General features: G+C 59.5%; 16 protein-coding genes. 2 read left to right on the forward strand and 14 right to left on the reverse strand.

Annotated features, from left to right (window positions below; all coding sequences use genetic code 11):
* Entirely contained in the window at positions 1–897 is an 897-nt protein-coding gene (locus KIK84_RS06860; protein ID WP_349815905.1) for a LysR family transcriptional regulator ArgP, read from the reverse strand.
* Positions 898–968: 71 nt separating this feature from the next.
* Here KIK84_RS06860 and KIK84_RS06865 point away from each other — a divergent pair, with 71 nt between their 5' ends.
* Positions 969–1,616: a LysE/ArgO family amino acid transporter gene (locus KIK84_RS06865; protein WP_214122279.1), complete on the forward strand. Its 648-nt coding sequence runs from the start codon at positions 969–971 to the stop codon at positions 1,614–1,616.
* A gap of 10 nt (positions 1,617–1,626) precedes the next feature.
* Here KIK84_RS06865 and KIK84_RS06870 read toward each other — a convergent pair whose 3' ends face one another.
* The 7 genes from KIK84_RS06870 to KIK84_RS06900 all read right to left on the reverse strand — a co-directional run bounded on the left by KIK84_RS06870 (position 1,627) and on the right by KIK84_RS06900 (position 7,366).
* Positions 1,627–2,007, reverse strand: a complete 381-nt coding sequence (locus KIK84_RS06870) for a ribbon-helix-helix domain-containing protein (protein ID WP_214122280.1) — start codon at positions 2,005–2,007, stop codon at positions 1,627–1,629.
* 52 nt (positions 2,008–2,059) lie between these two features.
* Positions 2,060–2,641, reverse strand: a complete 582-nt coding sequence (locus KIK84_RS06875; protein WP_214122281.1) for a DJ-1/PfpI family protein — start codon at positions 2,639–2,641, stop codon at positions 2,060–2,062.
* A 105-nt stretch (positions 2,642–2,746) separates the two neighbouring features.
* On the reverse strand, positions 2,747–4,144 hold the full coding sequence (locus KIK84_RS06880) for a lytic murein transglycosylase (protein ID WP_250207786.1): 1,398 nt from the start codon (positions 4,142–4,144) through the stop codon (positions 2,747–2,749).
* On the reverse strand, positions 4,141–5,046 hold the full coding sequence (locus tag KIK84_RS06885) for a phosphoribosylaminoimidazolesuccinocarboxamide synthase (RefSeq protein WP_214122282.1): 906 nt from the start codon (positions 5,044–5,046) through the stop codon (positions 4,141–4,143). The genes KIK84_RS06880 and KIK84_RS06885 overlap by 4 nt, the downstream gene beginning before the upstream one ends.
* A 29-nt stretch (positions 5,047–5,075) precedes the next feature.
* Positions 5,076–5,579, reverse strand: a complete 504-nt coding sequence (ssb, locus tag KIK84_RS06890) for a single-stranded DNA-binding protein (protein WP_214122283.1) — start codon at positions 5,577–5,579, stop codon at positions 5,076–5,078.
* Between the two features lie 24 nt (positions 5,580–5,603).
* The gene (locus KIK84_RS06895; RefSeq protein WP_214122349.1) at positions 5,604–6,806 is read right to left on the reverse strand and encodes an MFS transporter; all 1,203 of its coding nucleotides are present in this window, start codon (positions 6,804–6,806) and stop codon (positions 5,604–5,606) included.
* A 128-nt stretch (positions 6,807–6,934) separates the two neighbouring features.
* The gene (locus tag KIK84_RS06900; protein WP_214122284.1) at positions 6,935–7,366 is read right to left on the reverse strand and encodes a DoxX family protein; all 432 of its coding nucleotides are present in this window, start codon (positions 7,364–7,366) and stop codon (positions 6,935–6,937) included.
* Between the two features lie 174 nt (positions 7,367–7,540).
* On the opposite strand from KIK84_RS06900, the gene uvrA reads away from it, so the two are divergent.
* On the forward strand, positions 7,541–10,672 hold the full coding sequence (gene uvrA / locus KIK84_RS16565) for an excinuclease ABC subunit UvrA (protein WP_349815906.1): 3,132 nt from the start codon (positions 7,541–7,543) through the stop codon (positions 10,670–10,672).
* A 145-nt stretch (positions 10,673–10,817) separates the two neighbouring features.
* Here the strand turns inward: uvrA and KIK84_RS16800 are convergent, their stop codons facing one another.
* From KIK84_RS16800 to KIK84_RS06935, 6 genes are all read right to left on the reverse strand, one after another.
* Positions 10,818–10,952, reverse strand: coding sequence for a hypothetical protein (locus KIK84_RS16800; protein ID WP_284150468.1), 135 nt, complete (start codon positions 10,950–10,952; stop codon positions 10,818–10,820).
* A 17-nt stretch (positions 10,953–10,969) separates the two neighbouring features.
* Positions 10,970–11,587, reverse strand: coding sequence for a DUF2345 domain-containing protein (locus KIK84_RS06915; RefSeq protein WP_349815911.1), 618 nt, complete (start codon positions 11,585–11,587; stop codon positions 10,970–10,972).
* A complete protein-coding gene (locus KIK84_RS06920; protein ID WP_214122285.1) occupies positions 11,566–11,862 on the reverse strand; it encodes a hypothetical protein in 297 nt (98 codons plus the stop codon). Before KIK84_RS06920 ends, KIK84_RS06915 begins: the two co-directional genes overlap by 22 nt.
* Before the next feature lie 71 nt (positions 11,863–11,933).
* Positions 11,934–12,512 carry a hypothetical protein gene (locus tag KIK84_RS06925; protein ID WP_214122286.1) on the reverse strand — a complete coding sequence of 193 codons (579 nt, stop codon included), beginning with the start codon at positions 12,510–12,512 and terminating at the stop codon, positions 11,934–11,936.
* Complete coding sequence (locus tag KIK84_RS06930; RefSeq protein WP_214122287.1) at positions 12,512–14,587, reverse strand: hypothetical protein; 2,076 nt, start codon at positions 14,585–14,587, stop codon at positions 12,512–12,514. Before KIK84_RS06930 ends, KIK84_RS06925 begins: the two co-directional genes overlap by 1 nt.
* Positions 14,588–14,646: 59 nt before the next feature.
* Positions 14,647–15,383, reverse strand: a 737-nt coding sequence (locus KIK84_RS06935; RefSeq protein WP_214122288.1) for a DUF2345 domain-containing protein, incomplete at its 5' end; no start/stop codon positions are given.

Raw genomic sequence — 15,383 nt, forward strand, 5'->3', positions numbered from 1 at the left:
TCATTGCACCAAGCTGCGTTTGGCCGCCGCCACAATGTGCGCTGACAGCTCCTGCAGCACGGCCGAAGCGGCGCGGGTTTGTTGCCAGTACAGGGGCACATCCAGCGCGGTATCGGGCACCAGCTCGACCAAGCTGCCATCGGCCAGATAAGGGGCGATGAACTCCTCCACATGCATGCCCCAGCCCATGCCTGCCAGTGAGGCCGTGGCAAAGGCCTGGGGCGATGGCAGCGTGTGGTGCGGCAACTCCACATGGCGGTGGCACAGGCGCTGCACCCAGCGCGCTTGCAGTTCGTCTTTGGTGTTGAACACCAAGCTGGGCGCACGTGCCAGCGTGCCAGCCCCCACCCCAGTGGCAAAGTAACGCCCCACAAAGGCCGGGCTGGCGGCGGCACGGTAGCGCATGGCCCCCAGCCGCACCGCGTTGCAGCCCGCCATGGGGCGCGACTGGCTGCTGACTGCCGCCAGCACCGTGCCTTGGCGCAGCCAGGTGGCAGTGTGGTCTTGGTCGTCTACTGCCACGTCCAGCAGCACCGGGGCTTGCGCGGCGTAGCTGGCCAATGCAGGAGCCAACCAGGTGGATAGGCTGTCGGCATTCACCGCTACGTGCAGGGTCACGCGCACGGCTTCGTCCGCATGGAGCGCTGGCAGCGCCTGCTGCAAGTCTTGCTCCAGCAGGCGCACCCGGTCGGCGTGCTGGCACAGGCGGCGGCCCATGTCGGTCGCGCGGCAAGGCTGGGCACGCACCACCAACGCAGCGCCCACGCGCTCTTCCAGCAGGCGAATGCGCTGCGATATAGCCGATGGCGTGACATGCAGGCTGCGCGCCGCCCGCTCAAAGCTGCCTTCGCGCACCACGGCAGCCAATGCAAACAAAGACTCGTAATCCAACTGCACTGAAGTTTTCCTAAAGTAGAAACAGAAAAGATAGTTTGTCTTTATTTGTCTAGCGCGGCAAGCTACGCACCATGAATGACACAACAAGCTGGACAGCACTGAGCACCATGGGGCAAGGCATGGCCTTGAGTTTGGGATTGATCGTGGCCATTGGCGCGCAAAACGCCTTTGTGCTGCGCCAAGGCCTGCGCCGCGAACACGTGGGCAGCGTGGTGCTGTTTTGCATGGTGGGTGATGCATTGCTCATGAGCGCAGGTGTGCTGGGAATGGCCCAGTTGCTGGGCGAGCAGCCTCAGCTCACCCGACTGCTGGGCTGGGGTGGTGCGCTGTTCTTGGCTGTCTACGGGCTGCGCGCCCTAAACCGTGCCCTACACCGTGCCCGCCAGCCCCAGGCCTTGCAGGCTGCGGCAGACCCTGCGCCTGCCAGCCGCGCCGTGGTGCTGGCACAGGCTGCCGCCTTCACGCTGCTCAACCCGCATGTGTACTTGGATACCGTGGTGCTGGTGGGCAGCCTAGGCGCGCAACACCCCGCTGCCATGCGCGGGTGGTTTGTGGCGGGTGGCAGCTTGGGCAGCGCCTTGTGGTTCGCCTTGCTGGGCTATGGCGCAGGCCAGCTAGCGCCCGTGTTTGCCAAACCGAAAGCATGGCTATACCTAGACGCGCTGGTGGGGCTGACCATGCTGGGGATGGCGGTGGCCCTGGTGTGCAAGCAACCGTGATCGTGTCGAATTAAGCCATGGCCTTGTGAGTCAACACGGCATGCGTTTTCCCCATGCGCTCCGTGGCCAGCACTTGTTGCACATTGAGGCTCGCAATGGAAACACCGACATCAATCGGTATGCCGCCACTGAGCTGAAGCGCCATGTAACGGCCACAACTGACGCGCAAGAAAGAAGCGAAGTTCTCCACCTCGCCACATTCTTCCACCAACTCGTCATACAGTTTGGTGCATAGCTGGGGCACACTCATGCTGTCGCGTGTGGCGATTTCTTGCAGCACCTGCCAAAACAGATTTTCAAGCTTGATACTGGTCACCACCCCATGCAAGCGCACAGAACGGGAGCGACTTTCGTACAAACGGGGGTCTGCACTGATAAAGACTTGGCACATATCCATCTCCCTCCAAAGTCCACCACCATGGTGGGCAGCCCCCCATAGGGTGTCAATGGGAAATACGTGTGCCCAACACGGCCAAGAACTGGGCAATCCACGCTGGGTGTGCCGGCCATGCAGGCGCAGAAACCAAGTTGCCATCGGTCACAGCACTATCTACTGCAATATCGGCATACACCCCTCCGGCCAGCTCAACCTCCGCTTGACAAGCCGGATAGGCTGAACAACGCCGACCCTTGAGTACCCCTGCCCCGGCCAACAACTGTGCTGCATGGCAAATGGCCGCCACTGGTTTGTTGGCTGCAAAGAAGTGCTGCACCATGGTGACCACCGTAGGATTGGTGCGCAAGTATTCAGGGCCACGGCCACCGGGCAATACCAATGCATCGTAGTGCTCGGCTTTAACGTCCGCAAAGCTGGCATTCAGGACAAAGTTGTGCCCTGGTTTTTCGCTGTAGGTCTGCGCTCCCTCAAAGTCGTGAATGGCGGTTTTGATGTGCTCGCCCATCGCCTTGTTGGGGCACACCGCATGCACCGTATGCCCCACCGCAAGCAAGGCTTGGAAGGGCACCATGGTTTCATAGTCCTCACAGTAGTCGCCACAAATCATCAAAATTTTTTTGCCAGACATGGCATCTCCTCGTGTTGTTATGGGAGACCCATTGTTGGACGCAGTGCACACTGGGTGGTAGTAGCTGGATGTGACATACCAACCATGCTCCGACTCCAGCGTTCACTACAAGCGCTGCAGCAACTCCAATGTGGCAAAGCCATCGGCGGCCAGGCCTTGGCTGCTTTGGTAGCGGCGGATGCAGCTGCGGGTGGCAGCGCCTGCTATGCCATCGGGGGTGCCGCAGTCAAAGCCTTGGGCGTTGAGCGCTTGCTGCAGGGCCAGCACTTGGCTACGCGAGAGCGGCTGCTGATCGCGCGGCCAAGCGGCTTGCACAGCGGGGCCATTGGCCAAGCGCTGGGCCAGCAGGCTGATGGCCAGCGCGTAGCTGGTGGCGTTGTTGTAGCGCAGGATGGTGCGGAAGTTGTTGCCAATCAAAAAGGCCGGGCCGCGTGCGCCAGCGGGCAGCAAGATGGTGGCATCGGCCAATGCGGGCAGTTGCTTGCCATCCATGGCGCTCACCCCTTTGTCGGCCCACTGCTCGCTGGACAAGCGGGTGTCGGTGCTGGCGTAATCAAAGCCTGCGGGCAAGCGCACCTCAAGGCCCCACACTTGGTCGGCCTTCCAGCCCGAGTGGGCGATGAAGTTGGCGGTGGAGGCCATCACGTCGGGGATGCTGCCCCAAATATCGCGCCGCCCGTCACCATCGGCGTCCACGGCGTGGGCCACGTAGACGGTGGGCAAAAACTGGGTTTGCCCCATGGCTCCAGCCCACGAACCCAGCATGTGGGAGCGGTCAATATCGCCGTTTTGCACGATGGTGAGCGCAGCCATGAGCTGGCTGCGTGCCCACGCTTCGCGCCGCCCCTCAAAGCCCAGCGTGGCCAGTGCGTCGATGGTGGGGATATCGCCCGTGTAGGTGCCAAAACTGCTTTCCACCCCCCAAATGGCCACCAGCACCTCGGCAGGCACCCCATAGCGGGTGGCAATGGGGCCCAGCACAGCGCTGAGCTGGCGCAGCTTGTCTTGGCCACGCGCCACCCGTTGGGCGGAGACGGCGCTGTCCAAGTAGTCCCACACGGGGCGGCTGAATTCGGGCTGCACCTTGTCGGCCTGCACCACCTGAGGTAGGTAGCGCACGGTGTCCAAGGCGGCGTGCAGCGTGGCCTCGCCAATGCCTGCTGCACGGGCACTGCTGCGAAACGCATCAACCCAGCGGGCAAATTGCTGGGCACGCTCGGCCGCGGAGAGGGGCGCAGAAGCAGGGGCTGAAGGCGTGGATGACGCAGCGGGTACTGCGGGCGCAGAGGTCGATCCTGCCGGCGGAACGGGGGCCGAGGAGGGCCCCAGCACGGGAGCCGGGTTGGCCGACTGCCCCAAGGACAACACGGAGCAGCCAGAGAGCAGCGCCACACACACCAGCAGGGCTATTGGCAAGCCCCAGTGCGGGGCTGCCGACCCTGGTGCCACGTGCTGCACGCCGCCCATAGGCTGCACCCCGCTCCCGATCACGTTCCCGCTCAAGCCGTCAGGCGTGTGAGCGCCTCTTGGTACTTGGCGGCGGTTTTGGCGATCACGTCCTGCGGCACGCGTGGTGCGGGTGGGGTTTTGTCCCAGGGCTTGCCGTCGATGCGCACTTGCTCCAGCCAGTCGCGCACAAACTGCTTGTCGTAGCTGGGGGGGTTGGAACCCACTTGGTAGCTTTCCAGCGGCCAGTAGCGACTGGAGTCGGGCGTCAGCACCTCGTCCATCAGCGTCAGGGTGCCGTCTTGATCGATACCAAATTCAAACTTGGTGTCGGCAATGATGATGCCCTTGGTCAGCGCAAACTCGGCAGCGGCCTTGTACAGCGCAATGCTGATGTCGCGGATTTGGGCGGCCAGCTCGGGGCCCACCATCTCGGCGCTGCGCTCGAAGGTGATGTTTTCATCGTGCTCGCCCACAGCGGCCTTGGCAGCGGGGGTGTAGATGGGCTCGGGCAGCTTGGAGGCGTTTTGCAAACCTGCGGGCAACTGCACGCCGCAGACCGCGCCGTTCTCTTGGTATTCCTTCCAGCCACTGCCTGCCAAATAGCCACGCACCACGGCCTCGATGGGTACGGGCTTGAGGCGCTTGACCAGCATGGAGCGGCCTTGCACTTGGGGCAACTCGGCAGCGGTGACCGCGCTTTCTGGGGCATCACCAGTCAGGTGGTTGGGGCAAATGTTGGCGCCATTGGGGCCGAGTTTGTCGAACCAGAACAGGGCCATTTGGGTCAACAAAGCGCCCTTGCCGGGGATGGGCTCGCCCATGATGACGTCAAAAGCGGACAGGCGGTCGCTGGCGACCATGAGGATGCGATCCTCTCCAACGGCATAGTTGTCACGCACCTTGCCACGCGCCAGCAGCGGCAAAGACAAGGACGAGGTGTGTACGGCAGTAGTCATGCAAAAAACCAGAAAAGCGAAAAAACAGATCAGAACGGAATGTCGTCGTCCATGTCGTCAAAGCCGCTAGCGGGGCGGGGAGCCGGGGCTTGGCGGGCGGGGGCTGCTGCGGGCGCGCGGGGAGCCGCTGCGGCTGGTGCACGGCGGGGGGCGGGAGCGGCGGAGCCATCGTCCATGTCAGATGGTGCGCCCATGCCTTCGCGGCCACCGAGCAACTGCAGTTCGGTGGCGATGATGTCCACCGTGTTGCGCTCTTGGCCGCTTTGGTCGGTGTATTTGCCGTATTTGAGGCGGCCTTCCACGTACACGGGGCGGCCTTTTTTCACGTATTCACCTGCAATCTCTGCCAAACGGTCATAAAACGTGACGCGGTGCCACTGGGTGTCTTCCACGGTTTCGCCGCTGTTGCGGTCTTTGCGGCGGCTGGTGGTGGCGATGCTGACGTTGGCAACCGCTTGGCCAGAGGGCATGTAGCGAATTTCGGGATCACGGCCACAGTTGCCGATCAGTATGACTTTATTGACGGACGCCATAGGTATCTACTCCAAATAAGGGGGCTAGTGTAAGGCCGTGCCGCTGCGCGCAGCAGGGGTCTGCATGCCCCAAGCCACAGCCAACCACAGCAGCATAGCCAGCGTGCCGAGCGCAAACAAGACCTGTGCGCCGTGGCGTTGCACCACCCACCCGCCGACGGCCCCGCCGATGAAGAAGCCCAGCGATTGCAAGGTGTTGTACACGCCCATGGCCGTGCCCCGCACGGCTGGGGGGGCCAAGCGGGATACCAAACTGGGCTGGCTGGCTTCCAGCACGTTAAAGCCGCAGAAAAACACAAACATGAGTGTTCCCAGCCAAGCCAACGAGGCGCTGTGCGCACTGGACACACTCAGGCACAGGCCCAGTTGCACCAAAGCCACCATGCCTATGGCCACCAGAAAGACCGCGCGCAGATAGCCCTTGCGCTCCAAGCGGAACAGGCTGGCCCCCATCAGCACAAAAGACAGCAGCACGGTGGGCAGGTAGACCTGCCAGTGCTGGGCTTTGGGCAAGCCTGCCTGCACCAGCATGGCGGGCACGGCCATCCACATGGCTAGCTGCACCGCGTGCAAGACCATGACGCCACCATTCAAACGCAGCAATGCGGGGTTGCGCAGCACCTGCAGCAAGGCCGCACCAGGACTGGGTGCCCCCGTAGCGTGGCGGATTGGTTCTGCAGGCACCACCCAGCGCACCACGGCCATGCCTGCCAAGGCCAGCGTGGCCGTCATGGCAAACAAGCCATGCAAGCCCCACCAACTATTGAGCACAGGCGAGAGCACCAAGGACAGCGCGAACACCAGCCCTATGCTGCCCCCCACCACCGCCATGGCTTTGGTGCGCACCGCGTCGCGCGTTTGGTCGGCCAGCAAAGCCGTGACGGCCGCCGAAATAGCGCCTGCCCCCTGCAAAGCGCGCCCCAGAATCAAGCCATCCAAACTGGTAGCCAGTGCAGCCAAGGTACTGCCCAGCACAAATACCGATAACCCAGCATAAATGACCGGCTTGCGGCCAAAGCGGTCTGCGGCAATGCCAAAAGGAATTTGCAGCAAAGCCTGCGTGAGGCCATAGATGCCCATGGCCAAGCCCACGCGGGCAACATCGTCGCCGCCGGGGTATTTGCGTGCTTCCAAGGCGAACACGGGCAGCACGATGAACAGGCCCAACATGCGCAGGGCAAAAATCAGGGCCAAGGTGAGTGACGCACGGCGCTCTGCGGGCGTCATGCGGTGGGAACTGGAGTCGCTGAGTAGGGCTTCTTGCGTCTGTGACAACTGCATACAACCTGCTAAACCTGTGGAATGCAAACCCTACATTGTTCCTTAGATTGCGACTCCCGCCGCCACGGTTTGGTTTACTGCGATTTTTGGAGGCGCTTGAACTCCACCAGCGCTATGGACAGTGCGGTCAAGCCCCAAAAAACAGGGTACTCGTAGCCCCCGGTATTCCACGTCCAGCCAAAGCCCTTGACCACCTGCAAGGCATACACCGCCATGGCCATGACTGCGGCGGCCCCCAGTGCAGCCCAGCGCGTGCAAATTCCCAGCACCAAGGCTGCGCCTGTCCCCAACTCGGCAGCGGCAGCCAACACCAGCCACAGCTCAGGCGGCTGAAAACCGGCTTTGGCGAAGAAACCCACAATGGCAGGGTTAAGCCCTGCTGCCGTGAACTTACCAAACGCATGCGGGAACATGAACAACCCGCAAACGATGCGGAGAAGATTGTGGCCATTGGTCAACACAAAATTGGCGGGAACGATGCGGAAATCTTCTCTGCGGACAAACATACTGAACTCCTATTTCATTCATACAGTGCAGGTCGATCATCCTTAAATCCGGGGGGCTGCAGATTGACGCGCATCAACGACACACCAAGTGCCCCGCTTATGCGCTATACAGGCCAAGATTCGCTTTTGGTGTAGGTTTAACTATCATGGTGGGTTACTCGCTGGAGCCCCACTGTGAAACCTGCCTTGCCCGACGATGGCCAGTACCTGGGCCGCGCCCTCCAACACACGCACATCAGCGTGCGTGGCGCGCGCACCCACAACCTGAAAAACATTGACCTGGACATCCCCCGCAACCAGCTGGTAGTCATTACCGGCTTGTCGGGTTCGGGCAAATCGAGCTTGGCGTTTGACACGCTGTATGCCGAAGGCCAGCGCCGCTATGTGGAGAGCCTGTCCACCTACGCGCGGCAGTTCTTGCAAATGATGGACAAGCCCGATGTGGACGTGATCGAGGGCTTGTCGCCCGCCATCAGCATCGAGCAAAAAGCCACCAGCCACAACCCGCGCTCCACCGTGGGCACGGTGACTGAGATACACGACTACCTGCGCCTGCTGTTTGCCCGCGCCGGAGTGCCGCACTGCCCCGACCACAGCCTGCCGCTGCAAGCGCAGACCGTGAGCCAGATGGTGGACGCCGTGCTGTCCTTGCCCGAAGAGACGCGCATCATGGTGCTGGCCCCCATTGCACGGGACAAGAAAGGCGAATTCCACGACCTGCTGGAGCAGATGCAGGGCCAGGGCTATGTGCGCTTTCGCATCAATGGGCAGATGGTGGAGGCCGATGCGTTGCCCACGCTCAAAAAGACCGAAAAACACGACATCGACGTGGTGGTGGACCGCCTGAAGGTGCGCGCCGATGTGCAGCAGCGCTTGGCCGAGAGCTTTGAGGCCGCGCTGCGCATCGCCGATGGCCGCGCCATCGCGCTGGAGCTGCCCAGCGAGAAGGAACACCTGTTCAACGCCCGCTTTGCCTGTCCGCACTGCCACTACAGCGTGCCCGAGCTGGAGCCGCGCCTGTTCTCCTTCAACTCGCCCGTGGGCGCTTGCCCCAGTTGCGATGGGCTGGGTGTGGAGGACTACTTTGCCCCCGAGCGGGTGGTGGCGTTTCCCAGCATCAGCTTGGCCTCGGGGGCCATCAAGGGTTGGGATAAACGCAACAGCTACTACTTCTCCTTGGTGGAGTGCGTGGCCAAGCACCTGGGCTTTAACCCCGAAACGCCGTGGGAGCAGCTGCCCGAGCGGGCGCGCCAAGTCATGCTGTACGGCTCGGGCGAGGAGGTGATTGCGTTCCAGTACATCATCGAATCGGGCAACAGCAAGGGGCGCAAGATCACCAAAGAGCACCCGTTTGAAGGCGTCATCCCCAACCTGCAACGCCGCTACCGCGAGACGGACTCGGCCACGGTGCGCGAAGAACTGGCGCGCCTGCGCAGCACCCGCCCCTGCCCGGCTTGCGCGGGGGCGCGCTTGCGCCGCGAGGCCTGCCACGTGTTCGTGGGCGAAGGGGCGCAGCAGCGCAGCATCCACGCCATCAGCCACAGCACGCTGGACAGTTTGCTGGCCTACTTTGGCAGCCTGCAGTTGCATGGGGCGCGGGCCGAGATTGCCGCCAAGATCGTGCACGAGATCCGCACCCGCCTGCAGTTCCTCAACGACGTGGGGCTGAACTACCTGAGCCTGGACCGCAGCGCGGACACCCTGTCGGGTGGCGAGGCACAGCGCATCCGCTTGGCCAGCCAGATTGGCAGCGGCCTGACGGGGGTGATGTACGTGCTGGACGAGCCCAGCATTGGCCTGCACCAACGCGACAACGACCGCTTGATTGCCACGCTGCAGCACCTGCGCGACCTGGGCAACAGCGTGCTGGTGGTGGAGCACGACGAGGACATGATGAAGGCGGCCGACCACATCGTGGACATGGGACCGGGAGCGGGTGTGCACGGCGGCCAGGTGATGGCGCAGGGCGACTTTGCAGCCGTGGCAGCGCACGCCACGTCGGTGACGGGGCAGTACCTGTCGGGCCGCTTGCGCATTGAGGTGCCCGCTCGGCGCACGCCCTGGCTGCCTGCCAAGGCGGTAGCACCTGCCGCTGAGGCAACCCCTAAACCCACCCCTGCCAAGCGTGGCCGCAAACCCGCCAGCGACTTGGCTGGCGTGACCAAAGAGGCAGGCAGCGCCTGGGGCCACTTGGCCCATGCCCGCGTGGAGGCCACGCCCCCTGATACCCCGAGCGACACCGCACGCGCCAAGGCCTCCACCAGCACGCCATCCACGGCTCCCGCACCAGACAGCGCCGCTGCACGCGGCCTGCAGGCGCTGCGCGTGGTGGGTGCCAGCGGCAACAACCTGCGCCACGTATCGGTGGACTTTCCGGTGGGTTTGCTCACCTGCGTGACCGGGGTGTCGGGCTCGGGCAAATCGACCCTGGTGAACGACACGCTGTACACCGCCGTGGCGCGCCACCTGTACCGCGCCCACGAGGAGCCTGCGGCGCACGAAACCATCGAAGGGCTGGAGCACTTTGACAAGGTGATCAACGTGGACCAGTCGCCCATTGGGCGCACGCCGCGCTCCAACCCGGCCACGTACACGGGTTTGTTCACCCACATCCGCGAGCTGCTGGCCGAAGTGCCCACCGCCCGCGAACGCGGCTACGGGCCGGGGCGCTTTTCGTTCAACGTGCCCGGTGGGCGCTGCGAGGCCTGCCAAGGCGATGGCATGGTGAAGGTGGAGATGCACTTTCTGCCCGACGTGTACGTGCCGTGCGATGTGTGCCACGGCCTGCGCTACAACCGCGAGACACTGGAGGTGCTGTACAAAGGCCGCAACATCGCCCAAATGCTGGACATGACGGTGGCCGAGGCCGCTACCTTTTTTGACGCTGTGCCCACCATCGCCCGCAAGCTGCAAACGCTGCTGGACGTGGGGCTGTCCTACATCCGCTTGGGGCAGGCAGCCACCACGCTGTCGGGCGGCGAGGCCCAGCGCGTGAAGCTGGCGCTGGAACTCTCTAAGCGCGACACGGGGCGCACGCTGTACATACTGGACGAGCCCACCACCGGCCTGCACTTTGCCGATGTGGCGCTTTTGCTCAAGGTGCTGCACCAACTGCGCGATGCGGGCAACACCATCGTCATCATCGAGCACAACTTGGACGTGATCAAAACCGCCGACTGGATCATCGACATCGGCCCCGAAGGCGGATCGGGCGGCGGCCAAGTGGTGGCCATGGGCACACCCGAGGCAGTGGCGCAGACAAAGGGCAGCTTTACGGGGAAATACCTCCAGCCCTTGCTGGGCTGAATCGCGCCGCGGTGGAATTGCTGGATCTGCTATCAATTTAATAGCTGCACCAGCTTATTCCATAAGCTCTACAGGCTGATTTACTTGAAGGCCTTGCACATGCGTGTACGGCGACTCGGCTCGAATGCGGAGTTTGCATCGACGACTAAACGCACTTGGAGCCGCCCACGCCTTGTAGGTAGCGGTTCAGAAAAGTGACCATCACTTTGCCGGGGGTGGGGTCGCGGTGGGGCAGCCACTGATCAATCACTTTGAGGAAGTCTTCCCAGATTGCGCTCATGTTGCGTTCTCCTGTGTTCAATTGTCTTGGTCGGTTTCTTGGATGTGGGTTACCTCATCCCAATCGCCATCACCCACGATGAATTTGACTTCGAGTGGTTTTTGCGTGCGCAACCAGTCAGAGTGCCCTACGGAGTTGAGTTGGCCTTGGGTTAGCAACTTGGGCTGCGGATCGTTGCTCCAGACTTCGTAAGTGGCTTTTTCTAGCTGCGGATCGGTTGCAACCAAAGCCCCTGCATCCAGCGCGGTGTGGTACTGGCTGGCAGGTTCGTGCAACGGCAAGCTAGGCAAACTCACCGCCTGCGTCTTGCCCTTAGGCTGATCATGGTTGCTGGCATAGGCCATGTGACTGCCCGCCGTGGTGCTGTGGATGCCCGCTGCGCTCCACACCGTTTGGCTGCCAGCGCCGTTGATGGTGAGCTTGTCACCCGCAGTCAAGGTGATGACGTTGCCGGTGACGCTGATGTCCATCTTGGCCAAGAGGTTCACGCTCTTTTGCAGCGCTTGGATGTCTATGTCTTCTTTGGCGCTGACCAGCTTGATCCCCGCCTTGTACGCAAACAGCTTGATAGCCTCCTTAGCACTCACTAACCAACTCTTGGCCGTAGACACACTCACATGGCCACCAGCGGTGATGGCATGGTGCTCATTGCTGTGCTGGTGCTCTCTATCCCCGCAGGACTGGCCAGTACCAAGTGCGGCTCAGATAGTTCTGGGTGTTTGCTATTGTTGGTGCTGTCTTTACCCTGTGTTCCCTTGATAGCCTCGTTCTGCGCTTGCAGTGCTTTGGCTACTTGTCCTTGGTCTTTGCTGTCACCGTCATCTTGTGCTTTGTGTTGTGCTGCCAAGTGGCCCAAGCTGCTGTAGGAAATTGCAAGGGACTGGAATTGGATAGCTAGGGCAGCACTCATTTGCTATGAATTTGATAGCTTCACTAGCTTATTCCATAAGCGCTACAGGGCGATAGAACCGCGGTGCCGCATTAATACTCACGCGGGCATACGGGAATTTTTTTCAATTGCTCTGGAGTGGGGTCTTCAATAAATCTGGCACGCGGGAGTTGTAGATTGCGACCATCACAAAGATCTCTAGGCAACCTCGGGAAACCGTTAACAAGAGCATTTTCAATACGCCATCCATTTTTGGTTTTTGTTAAGAAATAAAGAATCGCTCCATATTCTTTCGTTTCCACCCGAATGGTGGCTTTATCACCATCAATTATAGGAACACCAATTGTGGGTTGCGGTAATTCGCCTGCATTCCTATTCATACTTAAATCCTCTGATCCTGCCTCAGGATAGCGAATGTTAGGAGCATCACAACTTTGTGTTCCTGATGCTGGGGTTATTAACTCATTAACAAAAAATTTATCCAGGAATTTACAGTGCTCTTTAGGATTGAATTTTCCACCAAAATAACCATACTCAAATGTATTCGCTGAATACGAATACATTTTCTGTATAAATTTTAATACTTCCTTTTGCTCAGGTGTCATACCTGCTGCCATCGCATTCGAAAGCAAAACACCCATAGCCACAAACATAAAAAACAAACGCTTCATCACTTCACTCCTGCCTTGGTTTTCTCTTCCGCTAAAAATTGACTATATATAGACCTGAAATAATCCATATTCATAGGCTTACCATTGACTTTGCGATGGGCATTTTGCGAACCACCTGGCAAGCTTACCCATTTTGTTGCCAACACAGGGACAGCATCTTCCACTTTGCCTGCTCTTATAAGATTAAGAGTTCTACCTTTTATTTCTTTATCAACATCCTCAATAATTGCGACAGCCAAAATATCTTGCATTAGTGAAGTGAAGGCGTTGCCAGGAATATAACCCCAATATCTATCAAATATATCCTGCCACGTTCCAACAGTAATCTGATATGCACCCGCGGCAGTGGATGCTTTCCCCTCCTTAATGGCAGCAGGCTTTGATTCCACATCAGCCCATGGATGCTTCTTATAGCTATTAAAAGTGAATGACTGTGGATTGGATGGTAATGGGTAATTCAACCGACTGTAACGATCTTCATCCTTAATATCTGTGCACTCATATTCACGCAGACAGTGCAGCAGCGCCTTTATATACACAGTAGGCATGGGATCAAATACCTTTCTGTATATCCGTGGCGCGTCATATTCCTTCGCATTGCAAGCCACATGAATATAGTCACTGATATACCCATCATAGCTGCGTATTTCGATATGCCCGTGATTGGGTATGACCTTATCGCCTTTGCCTTCCTTGGCGTTTTCCAGCGCTTCGCTTGCAGACTTCACTTTCGCTGGGGCTGCTTCGGCTTTGGCTTTGGCTTTGTCAGCCGCTGCCTTTGCTTTGGCAGCTGCTGCTTTGGCTTTGGTGTCACTGGGGTTTTTGTTAGCCGCGTCTTGTGCCTGCTGCGCAGCCTTCGCGGCTGCAAGTGCTTGCTTTTCAGTCTTTCCAACATCTGCCTTGGCACTGGCTAGTTGCTTGGTGGCTTCTTTGATGTTGCGCTTTTGCCAGGTGGCCTCTGTCCAGCGGTAGACGATCACATCCCCTGCCGCAGCCCAACGAGCATCTGGCACTTGGGCAGTGACATCGCTAAAGCCAAGTTTCTCATTCACAAGCTCTGGCCCTGCTGTGCTGGCACTCTCTCCGGCGGGCGCTTTGGCTGTCACATTGCTTTGAACCAAGGCGATTTTGACGTACTTGTAGCACCAAGATAGTGAATCTTTGGATGGTTTGGCGCTGAAATCCTCCAACGTCTTGGTTCCATTTTTGGCTTGGCTTAGGTAGGCATCTGAGCCAATATCGATAATGCGCCCGGTCAAGGCTGTAGCCGTGTCTATCAATGCCTGCACTTGCTTTTGCATTTCTCCCACGTAGGCGACTGGTTTGCTTGACACGGCTTGGTTTGTCGTGGGCTGGGCATGCGCTGCGGTAGGCCACGGGAATGACCAGCTCCCCCACCAATTTTTCACTTTCTCTGTGTACACCATCAGTGGATTGCCCTTGGCGTCCCGACCGGTTTCGATGGGGGCCTTTGCACCTGTCTTGGCTGGCGCTGCACGAGCTGGGTCTGGTTGTTGCTTCGTACTGAGTTGCTTGGTCTGGCTGGTGTTGCTCGCTGTGGCTTGTGGCTTTGGTTGAGCTTGGACTTTTTGCTCGGGGTGGTTGTGCCCCTCTTGGCGGTAGGCCTCGCTAACAGGTGGCTCTGTTTGGGGTGGTTCAGTGGAGTCTGGTTTCGCCAACTCCAAAACACCCAAATCGGCCTCACTCCATTGGGGCAGCAAACTCTGTGCATTGCCGGGTTGGCCTTGGTGCAATTCGGCAGTCACTTCAAACACCATGGCTGGGCTGGTGTATGTCCAATTACTGGGTGTTGCAGGTGCTTTGCACTGGTCTATGAGTTTGTAACTGCCATCGATGCGCTGCACTTCGATTTGCACATCCGCACCAGCTTCGGCCTGCAATGCAGGGGCGAAACCTTGGGCATCTGTTTTATGAATTTCAGTTTTTCCGTCAACCGTGCTGCGAATAGTCAGCCCTTCAATGGGCAAACCATCCAAACCAATAAATTGCAGAGTGGTCTCAATGCTTGCCGTGGCTTGCGTCGTGGTGTCTTCTGTTTCAGTGGCTGAAGTCATTTTTAATACCTCTTGCGTGTAGGTGCATATGGGCGTGCGTTGATGCTGAAGTGCTCAGTTCAACCGTGCTGCGTGTCCTGTGTTTTGCTCCACTTGCCATCGCCCACGACGATGCGCAGCTTCTCTGCTTTGTTCGCAAAAATAGTGGGCGTATTGCCTTTGGCATCCAGCCCACCTGCAGCAATCAACTCCCCTGCTGCGTTGTAGGCTCTCACTGGCGCGGATACCTCAACTTGGCGTGTATTGGCATCCAACCCCAAGGCGGCAGCCAAGTTCAGCCGTGCGCTGTACTGCTTGGGCAGGTTCTCGGGCACAAACGGCAAGCTAGGCAAACTCACCGCCTGCGTCTTGCCCTTAGGCTGATCATGGTTGCCCGCATAGGCCATGTGACTACCCGCCGTGGTGCTGTGGATGCCCGCTGCGCTCCACACCGTTTGGCTGCCAGCGCCGTTGATGGTGAGCTTGTCACCCGCAGTCAAGGTGATGACGTTGCCGGTGACGCTGATGTCCATCTTGGCCAAGAGGTTCACGCTCTTTTGCAGCGCTTGGATGTCTATGTCTTCTTTGGCGCTGACCAGCTTGATCCCCGCCTTGTACGCAAACAGCTTGATAGCCTCCTTAGCACTCAAGAGCCAACTCTTAGCCGTAGACACACTCACATGCCCCCCTGCGGTGATGGCATGGTGCTCATTACTGTGCTGGTGCGTGCTGCCTGTGGTCGTGCTCTCAATGCCCGCAGGACTGGCCAGTACCAAGTGGGGTTCAGATAGTTCTGGGTGTTTGCTATTGTTGGTGC

The sequence above is a fragment of the Curvibacter sp. CHRR-16 genome (assembly GCF_018474005.1).
In the GTDB taxonomy this organism is placed as follows: domain Bacteria; phylum Pseudomonadota; class Gammaproteobacteria; order Burkholderiales; family Burkholderiaceae_C; genus Allorhodoferax.

Excerpts from the sequence above, each read along its gene's own strand:
- KIK84_RS06870 (WP_214122280.1), bottom strand. The coding sequence starts at position 2,007 with ATGTGCCAAGTCTTTATCAGTGCAGACCCCCGTTTGTACGAAAGTCGC.
- ssb (WP_214122283.1), bottom strand. The coding sequence starts at position 5,579 with ATGGCGTCCGTCAATAAAGTCATACTGATCGGCAACTGTGGCCGTGAT.
- KIK84_RS06895 (WP_214122349.1), bottom strand. The coding sequence starts at position 6,806 with ATGACGCCCGCAGAGCGCCGTGCGTCACTCACCTTGGCCCTGATTTTT.
- KIK84_RS16800 (WP_284150468.1), bottom strand. The coding sequence starts at position 10,952 with ATGAGCGCAATCTGGGAAGACTTCCTCAAAGTGATTGATCAGTGGCTG.
- KIK84_RS06920 (WP_214122285.1), bottom strand. The coding sequence starts at position 11,862 with ATGAGTGCTGCCCTAGCTATCCAATTCCAGTCCCTTGCAATTTCCTAC.
- KIK84_RS06875 (WP_214122281.1), bottom strand. The coding sequence starts at position 2,641 with ATGTCTGGCAAAAAAATTTTGATGATTTGTGGCGACTACTGTGAGGAC.
- KIK84_RS06925 (WP_214122286.1), bottom strand. The coding sequence starts at position 12,512 with ATGAAGCGTTTGTTTTTTATGTTTGTGGCTATGGGTGTTTTGCTTTCG.
- KIK84_RS06865 (WP_214122279.1), top strand. The coding sequence starts at position 969 with ATGAATGACACAACAAGCTGGACAGCACTGAGCACCATGGGGCAAGGC.
- KIK84_RS06885 (WP_214122282.1), bottom strand. The coding sequence starts at position 5,046 with ATGACTACTGCCGTACACACCTCGTCCTTGTCTTTGCCGCTGCTGGCG.
- KIK84_RS06900 (WP_214122284.1), bottom strand. The coding sequence starts at position 7,366 with ATGTTTGTCCGCAGAGAAGATTTCCGCATCGTTCCCGCCAATTTTGTG.
- KIK84_RS06930 (WP_214122287.1), bottom strand. The coding sequence starts at position 14,587 with ATGACTTCAGCCACTGAAACAGAAGACACCACGACGCAAGCCACGGCA.